The organism is Streptomyces sp. NPDC004539, assembly GCF_040610055.1.
Classification (GTDB): Bacteria; Actinomycetota; Actinomycetes; order Streptomycetales; family Streptomycetaceae; genus Streptomyces.
Genome location: NZ_JBEXLS010000053.1, coordinates 19,539 through 32,099, shown reverse-complemented (window position 1 = coordinate 32,099; position 12,561 = coordinate 19,539). Strand labels below are relative to the sequence as shown.

10 protein-coding genes are annotated in these 12,561 nt (G+C 71.2%); 6 read left to right on the top strand and 4 right to left on the bottom strand.

Annotated features, from left to right (window positions below; translation table 11 throughout):
- Window positions 1–286 precede the first annotated feature (286 nt).
- Complete coding sequence (locus ABZX85_RS49355) at window positions 287–2,023, top strand: hypothetical protein (protein WP_355884971.1); 1,737 nt, start codon at window positions 287–289, stop codon at window positions 2,021–2,023.
- A gap of 54 nt (window positions 2,024–2,077) precedes the next feature.
- Window positions 2,078–3,847: an ABC-ATPase domain-containing protein gene (locus ABZX85_RS49350; RefSeq protein WP_355884970.1), complete on the top strand. Its 1,770-nt coding sequence runs from the start codon at window positions 2,078–2,080 to the stop codon at window positions 3,845–3,847.
- Here the strand turns inward: ABZX85_RS49350 and ABZX85_RS49345 are convergent.
- Window positions 3,793–4,146 (bottom strand): SAV_915 family protein, encoded by a 354-nt coding sequence (locus ABZX85_RS49345; protein WP_355884969.1) that lies wholly within the window; start codon window positions 4,144–4,146, stop codon window positions 3,793–3,795. The genes ABZX85_RS49350 and ABZX85_RS49345 overlap by 55 nt on opposite strands.
- Window positions 4,147–4,376: 230 nt before the next feature.
- On the opposite strand from ABZX85_RS49345, the gene ABZX85_RS49340 reads away from it, so the two are divergent.
- Complete coding sequence (locus tag ABZX85_RS49340; protein WP_355884968.1) at window positions 4,377–4,904, top strand: ferredoxin; 528 nt, start codon at window positions 4,377–4,379, stop codon at window positions 4,902–4,904.
- Window positions 4,905–5,506: 602 nt separating this feature from the next.
- Here ABZX85_RS49340 and ABZX85_RS49335 read toward each other — a convergent pair.
- The 3 genes from ABZX85_RS49335 to ABZX85_RS49325 all read right to left on the bottom strand — a co-directional run bounded on the left by ABZX85_RS49335 (window position 5,507) and on the right by ABZX85_RS49325 (window position 8,803).
- The gene (locus ABZX85_RS49335; RefSeq protein ID WP_355884991.1) at window positions 5,507–5,785 is read right to left on the bottom strand and encodes a transposase; all 279 of its coding nucleotides are present in this window, start codon (window positions 5,783–5,785) and stop codon (window positions 5,507–5,509) included.
- Window positions 5,786–5,855: 70 nt separating this feature from the next.
- Window positions 5,856–6,395, bottom strand: a complete 540-nt coding sequence (locus tag ABZX85_RS49330; protein WP_355884993.1) for a hypothetical protein — start codon at window positions 6,393–6,395, stop codon at window positions 5,856–5,858.
- A 512-nt stretch (window positions 6,396–6,907) separates the two neighbouring features.
- On the bottom strand, window positions 6,908–8,803 hold the full coding sequence (locus ABZX85_RS49325; protein ID WP_355884967.1) for an L-lactate permease: 1,896 nt from the start codon (window positions 8,801–8,803) through the stop codon (window positions 6,908–6,910).
- A gap of 320 nt (window positions 8,804–9,123) precedes the next feature.
- On the opposite strand from ABZX85_RS49325, the gene ABZX85_RS49320 reads away from it, so the two are divergent.
- From ABZX85_RS49320 to ABZX85_RS49310, 3 genes are read left to right on the top strand one after another with little or no spacing between them, the layout of a single operon-like run.
- Window positions 9,124–9,978: an ABC transporter permease subunit gene (locus tag ABZX85_RS49320; RefSeq protein ID WP_355884966.1), complete on the top strand. Its 855-nt coding sequence runs from the start codon at window positions 9,124–9,126 to the stop codon at window positions 9,976–9,978.
- 11 nt (window positions 9,979–9,989) lie between these two features.
- On the top strand, window positions 9,990–10,850 hold the full coding sequence (locus ABZX85_RS49315; RefSeq protein ID WP_355884965.1) for a carbohydrate ABC transporter permease: 861 nt from the start codon (window positions 9,990–9,992) through the stop codon (window positions 10,848–10,850).
- Window positions 10,851–10,880: 30 nt separating this feature from the next.
- Window positions 10,881–12,518: an extracellular solute-binding protein gene (locus ABZX85_RS49310; protein WP_355884964.1), complete on the top strand. Its 1,638-nt coding sequence runs from the start codon at window positions 10,881–10,883 to the stop codon at window positions 12,516–12,518.
- Window positions 12,519–12,561 lie beyond the last annotated feature (43 nt).

Genomic DNA, 12,561 nt, shown 5'->3' with positions numbered 1-12,561 from the left:
GGGGTCGGGGGTGTGAGCTGGGAGGGCGAGGGGGCGAAGTGGCGGTGAGTGCGGGGCGAGGGTGAGGGTGAGGGGGTGGTGAGCATGGGGAGGCGGGGGTGCGCCTCGGCCGAACGGCCGATTCTGGGGTGGGTCGGGGCGTGATGTCCGGCCGTTCGGCCGATGTGGGGCGGGGGTGCGGGGCGGGAGGGTGGTGTGTGACGGAAGTGGTCTCGCAGGGCGGGTCCCGCCGTCGTCGACCGTCCCTGTCCAGGAAACGTCCCCCCCTCCAGGAATCGTGCCTCTCATGACCGTTGCCCTCGACGCAGTCGCCCGCTCCGACCGGGCCGCCCCCTCGGCGCGGCGGAGATGGTCGGGGGCCGCCCGCCGGTGGCGGGTGCCGCTGCTGGCGACGGCTTCGATGCTGCCCCTGTACCTGGTGTGGGCGGTGTTCCGGGCGAACGGCGGCGGTGACCTCGCGGCGCAGGAGGCGTGGGCGCGATTCGCGGCCGAGCACGGCGACTCGGCGTACGGGCTGTTCTGGTTCGGCGGGCTACACACGGCGAACTACAGCCTGCTGTCGCCGTATCTGATGGGTTTCCTCGGCGTGCGGACGGTCGCCGTGGTGTCCGGGCTGGCCGCGAGCTGGCTGGCGGCCGTGCTGTTCGTGCGGTCGGGGGTCCGGCGCCCGCTGGCGCCCGCGCTGACGGCGGCGTTCGGGCTGTGGGTGAACGTGGCGGCGGGGCGGGTGACGTTCGCGCTGGGGGTGGCCTTCGCGCTCGCCGCGTGTGTGGTGCTGGTGGGTGAGCGGCGGCTGGTCCCGGCCGCCGGGTACGCGTTGCTCGCGACGGCGGGCAGTCCGGTGGCGGGGCTGTTCGTGGTGGTCGCCGGTGCGGCGTACGGCCTGCTGCGGGACTGGTGGCGGGCCGCCGTGCTCATGGTTCCGCCGTTCCTGGTCGTGGGGGTGACGACGCTGCTGTTCCCGTTCGACGGGGAGGAGCCGATGGCGGTGGGCCGGGTGTGGTGGCCGGCCGGTCTCGGGCTCACGGTGGCGGTGTGCGCGCCGCGTGGGCGGGGGTGGCGGGTCGTCAGGCTCGGGGCGCTGGTGTACGTGCTGGGGGTCGTGCTGTCGTTCCTGCTGCCGACGCCGATCGGCAGCAACGTGGAGCGGTTCGCGCTGCTGTTCGCGCCGGCCGTGCTGGTGGCGGCGCTGGTGTCGTCCCGGCCGCCGGAGCGGCTGCCGGGTGATCGGGGGCGGCTGGACCGGCTGTCTGTCCTTCGGCTCCCCTTGGCGCGGCTGCCTTGGGAGCGGCTGCGGCGCGGCGGGCTCGTGCTGGCGTTGGCGGGGTCGTTGTTCTGGGTGGGGTCGGGGACGCCCGTGTCGTTCGTGAAGGGGTCGAGCCAGGTGCCGGCGTGGGCCGCGGACACCCGGGGGCTGCTGGGGGCGCTGGACCGGTTCGACGCGGACCAAGGCCGGGTGGAGGTCGTCCCGGCGCACGACCACCGTGAGGCCGCCGTCCTCGCACCGCACGTGAACCTGGCGCGCGGCTGGAACACCCAGCTCGACGTCGAGCGCGGCCGGATCTTCTACGAGGGCACGCTGACCCCGGCCGCGTACCGGGCCTGGCTGGACACGTGGGCGGTCGGTCTCGTCGCCGTCTCCGACGCGGAGCCCGATCACTCGGGGGTCGCGGAGGCGGCGCTGATCCGGGGCGGGCTGAGCTGGCTGGAGCCGGTGTGGAGCGACGCGCACTGGCGGCTGTACCGGGTGCGGGACGCGGTGCCGCTGGTGTCCGCCCCGGCGGAGGCCGTGCGGGCGCCGGACTCGGACGCGTATCTCGTGGTGTATCTGCCGAAGGCGGCGTCGGTGACCGTGCGGATCGCCTGGTCCCCTTGGCTGCGGGCCGACAACGGGGCCTGTCTGAGCGAGGACGGCGAGTTCACGCGGCTCACGGCACGGCAGGCGGGCGTCTTCCAGATCTCCTCCCAGTACGATCCGACGGTCTCCCTCCCGGAGCCGAAGCACCGGCCGGTGTGCCGGTGAGGGCCCGGGCGGGAGCTGCCGGAGCCGAACCCGCAGCGAGGAAGTGAGCAGCTCATGCGCCGTCAAGGGCGACCCACCGGAGCGTCGGAACACACGGGCCGTGCCCGTCGGTCCACGGGAGCGCCGGAGCGGACGGGCGGTGTCCGTCAGGGCCTGGACCGGGAGCTGGAGCAGCTCGACGGGGCGTCCTACAGCCGCTACCGGGGGCTGACCGGGCGGTGGGAGCTGCCCGGGGGTGTGTCGGTGGAGATCGTGCGGGGGCAGGCGGACCCGTACGCGCCGCCCGCGCGGGTCGCCGTCCGGATGCCGGGTGAACGGGCCGGGTTCCCGAGGGAGTTGTGGGACTCGCCGGTGCGGCGGCGGGCGCTGGCCGGGTATCTCGTGCGGCGGGCGGCGCGGGAGGTGGCGGCGGAGCGGGCCGTGCAGCTCGACGCAGGCGGGCAGGAGGTGCTGGACCGGAATTCGTGCACGGTGGACGCGCGGGACGGGTCGGTGACGTTGCGGCTCGGGGTGGCGTTGCCGGGGCCGCATCGCCGGGTCGACGGGCGGGAGGCGCGGCGGCTGCTGTGTCAGGTGCTGCCGGGGGTCGCGGAGCGGGCGTTGTGTCTGGCGGCGCTGGAGGCGGGGCGGGTGCGGGAGTTCGTGGCGGCGGTGGAGGACTCGGCGGCGTTGCGGGCGGCTCTGCCGGGGCTGGGGCTGGTCGGGTTCGTCGCGGACGGGTCGCTGCCGGCGAGGCGCAGCGGGGCGGACGACCGGCCCGCGGAGGGTGCGGGGGTGGTGGCGTTCCGGTCGCCCGAGGAGCTGCGGGTGAGCGTCGAGCTGCCGCATGCGGGGACGGTCACCGGGATGGGGGTGCCCGAGGGGGTGACGTTGATCGTGGGGGGTGGTTTCCACGGGAAGTCGACGCTGCTGCGGGCGCTGGAGACGGGGGTGTGGGACCACGTTCCGGGGGACGGCCGGGAGCGGGCCGTCTCATTGCCGGACACGGTGAAGATCCGGGCGGAGGACGGTCGTCCGGTGGAGCGGGTGGACGTGCACGCGTTCGTCAGCCATCTGCCGGGCGGGGCGGACACGGCGGACTTCTCGACGCCGAACGCGTCCGGGTCGACGTCCCAGGCGGCGTCCCTGTGCGAGGCGGTGGAGAGCGGGGCGCGGCTGCTGCTCATCGACGAGGACACCGCGGCGACGAACCTGATGATCCGGGACGCGCGGATGCAGGCGCTGGTGGCGAAGGAGCGGGAGCCGTTGACGCCGCTGGTGGACTCGGTGCGTTCGCTGCACCGGGACCACGGGGTGTCGACGGTGCTGGTGATGGGCGGCAGCGGGGACTATCTCGAAGTCGCCGACCGGGTGGTGCTGATGGACGCCTACCGTCCGTACGACGTGACGGAGCGGGCCCGGGAGATCGCCGCGGTGCCGACGGGGCGGCGGGCGGAGGCGGACTCCTTCCCGGGGGTGGTCGCCCGCCGGATCGACCCGGCGTCGGTGGACTCGACGGTCAAGGGGCGCAGCCGGGTGCGGGCGCGGGGTACGGACTATCTCGTCTTCGGTGAGCACGACATCGATCTGCGGGGCGTCGAGCCCCTCGCGGACGCCTCGCACGTCACCGGGGTGGGGCTGGCGCTCGAACTCCTCGTGCGGCACGGCCATCTGACGCGGGACCGGACCCTGGCGGAGGCCCTCGACCTGCTCGACGCGGACTTCGCCGGGGCCGATCCGGTGGCGGCGCTGCGCGGCGTCCACGACGACGACTTCGCGGTGCCCCGGCGTCACGAGATCGCGGCGGCGCTCAACCGGCTGCGGGGGCTGAGGGTGGTGCGCTGAGGGCGTCCGGCGGGCGGTGGGGCGGTGAACTGGGGGTCGACGGTGACGGCGGTGACGCCCAGCGGGAGGGCGAGGGCGCGCAGGGCGGGTTCGGCGAGGCGCAGCCAGGGCTGGTGCGGGCCGAGGGTCGCCGTGAGGCGGCGGGCGGAGGTGAAGCCGACGGCCGTGCGGGTGCCGAGGGGCGTGCGGAAGAGGCGGGCCGTACAGCCCGAGGGGCCCGGCCGGACGGGGACGTACAGGGGTCCGGCCGGGGACGGATCGGAGGGTTCGGGGTCGTCTCCGTACAGGGCTTCCGTCATGAGTGGCCTCCGTGAGGGGTGCTCGGGGCGCCCCGGTCGCGGGGAGGCGGGACCGGGGCTCGTCGTCGACGTTATGCCCGCTCCCCCGGCATTACGGTCCATCCTGACGGAACGTTGACAGACATCCCATGAGCCGACGAGTCGAACGGCGAGTACGTGAGCCCTCGGAGACCAGACAGTTCCCGGAGGCATATGCCGTTCAGCTCGAACGAATGCTCTAGTCTCGGCGGATGGAGCTCTACTTCGACCCGGTGGCCGTCCTCGGCAACGACCGCAATGTCTTTGAGGGCCGTTGGGAAGACCGACTGTGGCTCAACGTCCCCGGGCCCTTCTACGGCGGGGAGACCGACACCTGCTGGACGGGACGGCTCTCGGCGCCCGCCCACGTCCTCTACGGAGGCGAGTACCTCAGCGAGTACGTCTACCGTCAGCCCAGAACGCTTGCGGACACGGCCCGGCTGGTCGAGGCGGCGGACAACGACCCGTTCCTCGGATACGGCTGTGACGGCGACTCGCGATGGACACCGGAAACGGTTCGAGAGTGGTGGCGTGACCGCAGCCAAGTCGTGCAGTACCTGTCCGGACAGCGGAGCAAATGGGATGAGGGCGATGCCTGGTCAGGCCAGGGCATCGCCGCCGCCGTCCGCGACTTCGAGCTCTACATCGCCGATGGCCTGGCAGCTGACCTGCGGATCTACCTCTACTGGCTGGAAGAGCAGCGGTCTCCTACATCCGTTGACCGGTTGCCCGAGCTGTAGTGTCACGCGGCGAGTTGACGCAGGGCGGAATTGAATTCGATGCTGCGGGCTCGTTGTTTCTCGCGGTGGGCCCTGGCACCGGCGGAGATCCTCAGTGCGGAGAATGCCTGAGCGATCAAGGCGTCGATGAGTCGGTCGCTTCGGACGTGCCGGGCGGTCACGACCTTCTTTCCACCGGAGGCGCTGAGTATCGAGCCCAGCCCGAGCTGGGAGCCGATGATCTAAGCGTTGGGGTACCGACGGAAGTAGTCCTCGACCTGCCCGCGTAGAAAGTTGACCTGCCCGTTCACGGTGGCCAGCAGCGCGGCAAGAGCGCGTACCGAGTCGGAGTAGGCAGCCGTCACAGCGGCGGTGGCCCAGGTGCTTGGCGCCGCAGTACGGCCTGTTGCGCCGACGGGCGCGCTTGAGGACTGCACTGATCTGTGCGGCCGTCAGCTTGGCTGCGACTGCCGGGTCAGGTGCTTTGGCCAGCAATTCCAGGGCGTCGGGGGCGTCCAGGTCCTCGAACGCCTCCAAGGCGGCGGGGAAGTAGTCCAGCAGGGCGTGCCGCAGCCGCTGCGTGGTGTGGGTCCGCCCCCAGATCAAGGTCCTATGGGTGCGCGTTACCACCTTGACTGCTTCCGCGTCGGCAGTGAAGGGCGCAACTGGTGGGAGTCGGTGCGCACCACGTCGGCGAGCATGTACGCGTCGGCCGCGTCACACTTGGCCCCCGAGACCGCCGAGCGTTCCCGGTACCGGGAAGCTTGCAGTGGGTTTGACCACGTAAACCGTGCAGCCGCAACGATCAGCGCCTGCGCCCATGAGGCCCGGTCGGTCTCGATCCCGATCACCACCTCGGCCCTGTTGTCCTCTCCAGCTCGGCACCGATCATCCTGTGCAATCGCTCGATGCCCGCGACGCCTTCTGGCAGCCGAGCCTTGGACAGCCGGCGACCTGATGGGACACCGTTTCTTATGGTGCTGCTGGACACGCGTACTGGAGGAGAGCGAAGGACGCGCCGGCGGAGGCGGCAGGGAAAAGCCGCAGGACGGTAGCCCGGTCCGGCGTCGTGATGACGTAGTACCGCGCCAGGTGGGAAAGATCTCCCCAGCTTTCACGGGCATGAACGCGCATCAGGATCTGGCCGCATATCGTGCAGGTGATCCAAGGCACGAAGACGAGGCCGGCCAGGTCCTGTACGCCCACAGCAGTTGCCTCGGGAACGGGGCTCCCGTCGCCATCGATCAACTTCATGGGGCCTGGCGCGCCTTCGACACGACACTGAAGGATCTTGGGTGTGAGGGTTTCCCGCTCGCCCCAGATCTCGGCGAGTACGGAGATCTGGGCCCTGGCCGTCTCACTGATCGGCACCCGATGGCCGACAATTCCGGAGACAAGCAGGCCAAGCCCTGCCTCCTGCTCTCCGATGTCCCAGCAGTCTTTGACTTCCCGGGCTTCGGCCTCTGGCAGCAAGACAGTGAACTGGTTCCAGATGACGGCGTCGTCGGTCACCTGACAGACGCTACCGGCCGACGCATGGCATCGATCGTTCCAGCGAACTCGACCTGCCACGGACCGTCCCAGTCCTGGGCGCGGAGGACCGCGACGCGGCTGCCCGACATCAGCCCACCCGCTGGCCATGTCGGGTTCAACGGACGACCGAGGACGTGCTCCGCCGCCTGGCGGTCATCAACGCCCAAAGGGACCGAGCCAGAACTTTCTGTCATGCCGCCCACTCTGCCCGCGCCACATCCGGGAACGCCAGAAGACGAAGAACAAGCCAAGGCTGTGCTCACGCCGCGATCGGGCGGGCACGACATCCCATCAGCGATTTCACTCCTGGCTGGCCGGCAGGGGCACGATCTGTCAACAGGACTCGGTGTCCAGAGAAAAGAGAGTGCTCACCGCCGGCGGCTACCGGGCACCGAGCCCGCCGGATGGAGCCTCAGTAGGTCCTGTTAGGGGTTGGGGGGACCTTGACGAGGTGCTGACGTGCGGGTGGCGGGCCCTTCAAGTCTCGCCGGTCAGACCGTCATCCAGTCCAGGACCGGTGTCGACTGGAGGTAGACGAGCGCCGCGAAGCCGAGGAGGAGGCCGAGGCTCCAGCCGAGGACCTTGCGGAAGATGAGGCTTTCGCTGCCGGCCATGCCGATGGACGCGGCGGCGACGGCGAGGTTCTGTGGGGAGAGCATCTTGCCGAGGACGCCGCCGGTGGAGTTGGCGGCGGCGAGGAGGACGGGGTCGAGGCCGGTCTCGTGGGCGGCGGTGACCTGGAGGACGCCGAAGAGGGAGTTGGAGGAGGTGTCGGAGCCGGTGACGGCGACGCCGAGCCAGCCGACGACCGGGGAGAAGAACGCGAACGCGGCGCCGGTCTGGGCGAGTGCCGTGCCGAGGGTCGCGGTCTGCCCGGAGAGGTTCATCACCCAGGCCAGGGCGAGGACGGAGGTGACGGTGACGACGGTCCAGCGCAGTTGGTGGAGCGTCGCGGCGTACGCCTTGAGCGCGGGGCCGGGGCGCAGGCGGTAGAGGGCCGTCGTGAGGAGGCCGGCGAGGAGGAGGATCGTGCCGGCGGCCTTGAGGTGTTCGAGTTTGAAGGTGACGGCGCCCGCCTGCTGACCGGTGGGCGTCAGGACGTCGAGGCCGGGCCAGGAGAACGTGACGACCCCGTGCACGGCCAGCCACTCCTTGACGGGGCCGAGCTGGGTGAGCGCGAAGAGGGCCACGATGATCAGGTAGGGCGCGAAGGCCATGAGGGCGCTGCTCTTGACGGGGTCTTCCGCATCGGAGCCTCGACCGGGGCCGACGTCGGGGCCAAGGCCGACACCGTGACCGGGGCTGGAGCCGACACCGTGACCGGAGCGGGAGCTGGAGTCGGAGCGGGAGCCGGTGCCGGAGCCGGTACGGGAGCCGGTGCGGGTGACCGGGCCCGGCACCGACTCGCCGCGTGCGCCGGACCCCGTAGCCCCGCCGGAACCCGACCCCGCACCCGAACGCGACCCCCCGCCCGAGCCACCCCCCTCGCCCGCGCCGCCGCCCGTGCCCGAGCCCTCGCCCCCGTACATCTCCGCGTCCGAGTACGTGTCGATCCCCCCGCCGACCGTCACCAGCGCCGGCTGCCACACCCGCAGGAACCCGAGGACCGACAGCAGCGCGACGACGCCGGCGACGATGTCCGTGACCTCGACGCTGATGTAGTTCGCGGCGGCGAACTGGGCGAGCCCGAAGGTGACCCCGGCGACGACGGCGACGGGCCACGTCTCGCGTACGCCGCGCCGGCCGTCGAGGAGGAACACGAGGACGAGGGGGACGAACACGGCGATCAGCGGTGTCTGGCGGCCCGCCATCGCGCCGAGGTCGTCCAGGGGCAGCCCGGTCACCCCGGCGAGGGTGGTGAGCGGGACGGCCATGCTGCCGAAGGCGACCGGAGCGGTGTTGGCGACCAGGGCGACCGTGGCCGCCTTGAGCGGGGCGATGCCGACGGCGACCAGCATCACGGCGGTGATGGCGACGGGCGCGCCGAATCCGGCGAGGGCCTCGATGAGCGCGCCGAAGCAGAACGCAATCAGGATGCCCTGGACGCGCTGGTCGTCGGAGACCGTGCGGAAGGACCGGCGCAGGACCGCGAACCAGCCGGTGACCTCGGTCATCCGGTAGATCCAGAGGGCGTTGACGAGAATCCACAGCACGGGGAACAGCCCGTAGAAGCCGCCCTCGACCGCGCCCGACAGGGCTTGCCCTGCGGGCATCCCCCACACCGCGACCGCCAGGAGCAGCGCGAGGGCGAGGGCGGTGAGCGCCGCGTACTGGGCGCGGACGCGGAAGAAGCCGAGCAGCGCGAAGAGGGTCAGCAGGGGCAGGGCGGCGAGGAGGGCGGACCAGTACAGCGATCCGGCCAGCGGGTCGAGCACTTGACGGTACAAGTGGACCTCCCGGTACGGCAGTTGCTGCCGTGAAGCGCGATGTTCCGGTTCACAGACTTGTAGGACACGTGATCGGGGCCGTCAATGGCGCCCTCGCCGGCCGTGCTCACCTGCGGGTCCTGTCACAGGCGTTGACCCGGCTCTGAAAACGTTTTAACTTCCCCTCACTCCCAACCCCGAGCCGAGGAGGCTCCGTGGCGGTGCAGTTACGTGAGGGCCCCGGGAAGACGGCGGTCAGAGGTGTCCGCCGCGATCGGCCGGGCAGGCTGGGCGAGCGAAAAGGTTTTCAGGGACGGCGCAGCCGGACGCTGTTCCTGCTGATGCTTCCGGGACTCGGGTACTTCCTGGTGTTCCACTACGGGGCGCTCGTCGGGAACGTGATCGCGTTCAAGGAGTACGTGCCGTTCGACGGGCTGTGGGGCAGTCCGTGGACCGGGGTGGACAACTTCCGGCGGATGTTCGAGGACGCGGCGTTCTGGGACGCGGTGGCGAACACGGTGTGGATCGCGCTGCTCCAGCTGGTGTTCTTCTTCCCGGTGCCGCTCGGGCTCGCGCTGCTGCTGCACAGTCTGACGCGGTCGTCGGTGCGGCGGTTCGTGCAGTCGGTGGCGTATCTGCCGCACTTCATCTCGTGGGTGATCGTCGTCGCGCTGTTCCAGCAGGTGCTGGGCGACACGGGAATGGTCAACGGGTACCTGAACGACGCCGGGCTGCACACGGTCGACATCGTCGGGAACCCGGACGCGTTCAAGCCGCTGGTGGTCGCGCAGGTGATCTGGAAGGACGCGGGCTGGGGGACGATCATCTTCCTGGCCGCGCTGGCGCAGGTCGACGAGCAGCGGTACGAGGCCGCCGCGATCGACGGCGCGGGGCCCTGGCGGCGGTTCTGGCACGTGACGCTGCCGGCGATCCGGCCGGTGCTGGTCCTGCTGCTGATCCTCAGGCTGGGCGACATCCTGTCCGTCGGTTTCGAGCAGATGCTGCTCCAGCGGGACGCGGTGGGTCCGCAGGCCGCCGAGGTCATCGACACGTTCGTCTACTACCAGGGCATCGTCGGCGGCGACTACGGGTTCGCGGCGGCGGCCGGGCTGTTCAAGGGCGTCGTCGGGGCGCTGCTGGTGTACGCGGCGAACAAGGCCGCGCACCGGCTCGGCGAGCAGGGGGTGTACCGGTGAGGCCCGCGTGGATGGAGAAGCCGAAGCCGCTCACGCAGGCGGGGAAGGCGGTCGCGCTGACGGCGGTGGTGCTGCTGGTGTGCGTGCCGTTCCTGGTGATCCTGTCGACGTCGCTGGCCTCGCAGCGGGAGGTGGTGGCGAACGGCGGCTGGGTGCTGTGGCCGCAGGAGCCGACGCTGAAGGCGTACCGGGACATCCTCGACGGCGGGATCGTCACGCACGCGCTCGGGGTGAGCGCCGGGGTGACGCTGGCCGGGACGCTGCTGAGCCTGGCCTGCACGGTGACGCTCGCGTACGCGCTGTCGCGGCCCGGGGTGTTCGGGGGGCGTCCGGTGCTGCTGCTGATCCTGTTCACGTTCCTGTTCCCGCCGGGCATGATCCCCAACTATCTCCTCGTCAAGCAGCTCGGTCTGCTGGACGGTTACGCGTCGCTGGTGCTGCCGGTGCTGGTGAACGTGTTCAACCTGGTCGTCCTGCGCGGCTTCTTCCAGGGTGTCCCGGAGGAGCTGTACGAGGCGGCGCGGCTGGACGGGGCCGGTGATCTGCGGGTGCTGTGGTCCGTCGTCCTGCCTCTGTCCAAGGCGGCGCTGGCGGTGGTCGGGCTGTTCTACGCGGTCGCCTACTGGAACTCGTGGTTCTACGCGTCGCTGTATCTGGAGAGCGACCACTGGCCGTTGCAGCAGGTCCTGCGGACGTACGTGATCGCGGGGACCGGGCTGACGGACACGACGACGGGTGAGGGCACGGTGAGCGCGCCGCAGACGATCCAGATGGCGGTGCTGGTGATCGCGACCGTACCGATCCTGCTCGTCTACCCCTTCCTCCAGAAGTACTTCACCAAGGGCGTGCTCACCGGCGCCGTCAAGAGCTGACACACCCTCGCTATCGGAAAGGTCCCGCTCATGTCCCGCATGTCCCGACGCGCGCTGCTCGGTTCCATGGCAGCGGCGAGTGTCCCCGGTCTGCTGACCGCCTGTTCCACCGGCAAGGACGACGGCGACACCGCGAACGCGGGCAAGAAGCTCGCCGCGTGGCCCGCGTACCGGCCGGCGACCGGCGCGAAGCCGGATCTCGCGCCGACCGACGCGGGGGTGCAGCCGGGGTACACCTCCTATCCGGCCGCTCTCCCGGCTTCCGTGAAGCGCACGCCGGGTGACGGGTCGACGATCCGCGTCATGTCGGTCACGTTCGGCACACCGCCCAAGGGGCGTGCCGACAACCGGTACTGGCAGGCCGTGGAGAAGGCGCTCGGCGTGAAGGTCGAGTTCACGGTCATCCCGACGGACGACTACCAGAAGAAGATGGCGACCGTCATGGCGGACGACCCCGACGCGCTGCCGGACATCCTGAACGTGTTCTCCGGGTTCACGCTGCCGCGCGAGGCGCAGTTCGTACAGCGCAGGGCCGAGGACCTGACGCCGTTCCTGTCCGGCCAGGCGGCCCTGGAGTACCCGAACCTGGCGAACATCCCCGGGCACGCCTGGCGGGACATGGGCCGGATCGGCGGCCGGATCTACGGTGTCCCGCTGGAGCGTCCGCTGCCGGGGTCGACGCTCTGGCTGAACCAGGGGGTGTTCGCCGGCGCGGGGATGCGCGAGGGGTGGACGTCCGAGGACTTCGCGGCCGTCGCGGGCCGGGCGACGAAGGGCAGGACGTACGCGCTGGGCGCGGGGACGGGGTCGGTGTTCGGGAACGCCGTGCACGCCGCCGCGCACGGTGCGCCGTCCGGGTGGGCCGTCGACGGATCGGGGGTGTTCCGGCCCAACTACACCGACGAGCGGTACCGGGCGGCGATCGCCTATCAGGCGGGGCTGCGCAAGCGAGGGCTCTACCATCCGGACGCCGCGTCGATGTCGACGTCCGACCTGACGACGCTGTTCCTCAACGGCACGGTGGGGTCCATGCAGAACGGGTTCGGCTCCTACCAGACGCTGTACCCGGACGCGGAGGGCCTCATGACGCCGGCGCCGGCACTGCCGTACAGCGTCGGCGCGGCGGCGGGCGGGATTGTCGCGGCGCGGCGGTCGTTCGGGTACACCGTCGTCAAGAAGGCGAAGAAGGAGCGGGTGCAACTCCTGCTGCGGGTGCTGGACTTCCTCGCGGCGCCGTTCGGGACGAAGGAGTGGGAGCTGGTCCATCACGGGGTGGAGGGGACGCACTTCACGCGGGGTGCGGACGGCGCGCCGCGGGCGACGAGGCTGGGGGAGGTGGAGAACGTGACGAACCTGCCGTTCCGGTATCTCGCCGAGGGGCCGCAGGTGCTGTTCGTGCCGGGCCGGCCGGAGGTGGTGCGCGCGGTGCACGCCTGGCAGGAGAAGGTCGTCCCCGTCGCGATCCGGGACGCGTCCCTCGGGCTCCAGTCGACGACGCGGACCACGCAGGGGACGACGCTGAAGGCGCTGATGGACGACGCGACGACGGCCGTCATCGCGGGGCGTTCGCCGATGTCCGCGTACGACGAGGCGGTGCGGACCTGGCGGGCGCGGGGCGGGGACAGAATGGCGGACGAACTGGCGAAGGAGCACGCCGCCGCCTCATGACGGCGTTTCAGGCGGCTTTTCATGACGGCTCTTCGTGGCGGCA

Coding starts and splice junctions, on each gene's coding strand:
- ABZX85_RS49355 (WP_355884971.1), top strand. CDS start 287: ATGACCGTTGCCCTCGACGCAGTCGCCCGCTCCGACCGGGCCGCCCCC.
- ABZX85_RS49350 (WP_355884970.1), top strand. CDS start 2,078: ATGCGCCGTCAAGGGCGACCCACCGGAGCGTCGGAACACACGGGCCGT.
- ABZX85_RS49345 (WP_355884969.1), bottom strand. CDS start 4,146: ATGACGGAAGCCCTGTACGGAGACGACCCCGAACCCTCCGATCCGTCC.
- ABZX85_RS49340 (WP_355884968.1), top strand. CDS start 4,377: ATGGAGCTCTACTTCGACCCGGTGGCCGTCCTCGGCAACGACCGCAAT.
- ABZX85_RS49320 (WP_355884966.1), top strand. CDS start 9,124: ATGCTTCCGGGACTCGGGTACTTCCTGGTGTTCCACTACGGGGCGCTC.
- ABZX85_RS49315 (WP_355884965.1), top strand. CDS start 9,990: ATGGAGAAGCCGAAGCCGCTCACGCAGGCGGGGAAGGCGGTCGCGCTG.
- ABZX85_RS49310 (WP_355884964.1), top strand. CDS start 10,881: ATGTCCCGCATGTCCCGACGCGCGCTGCTCGGTTCCATGGCAGCGGCG.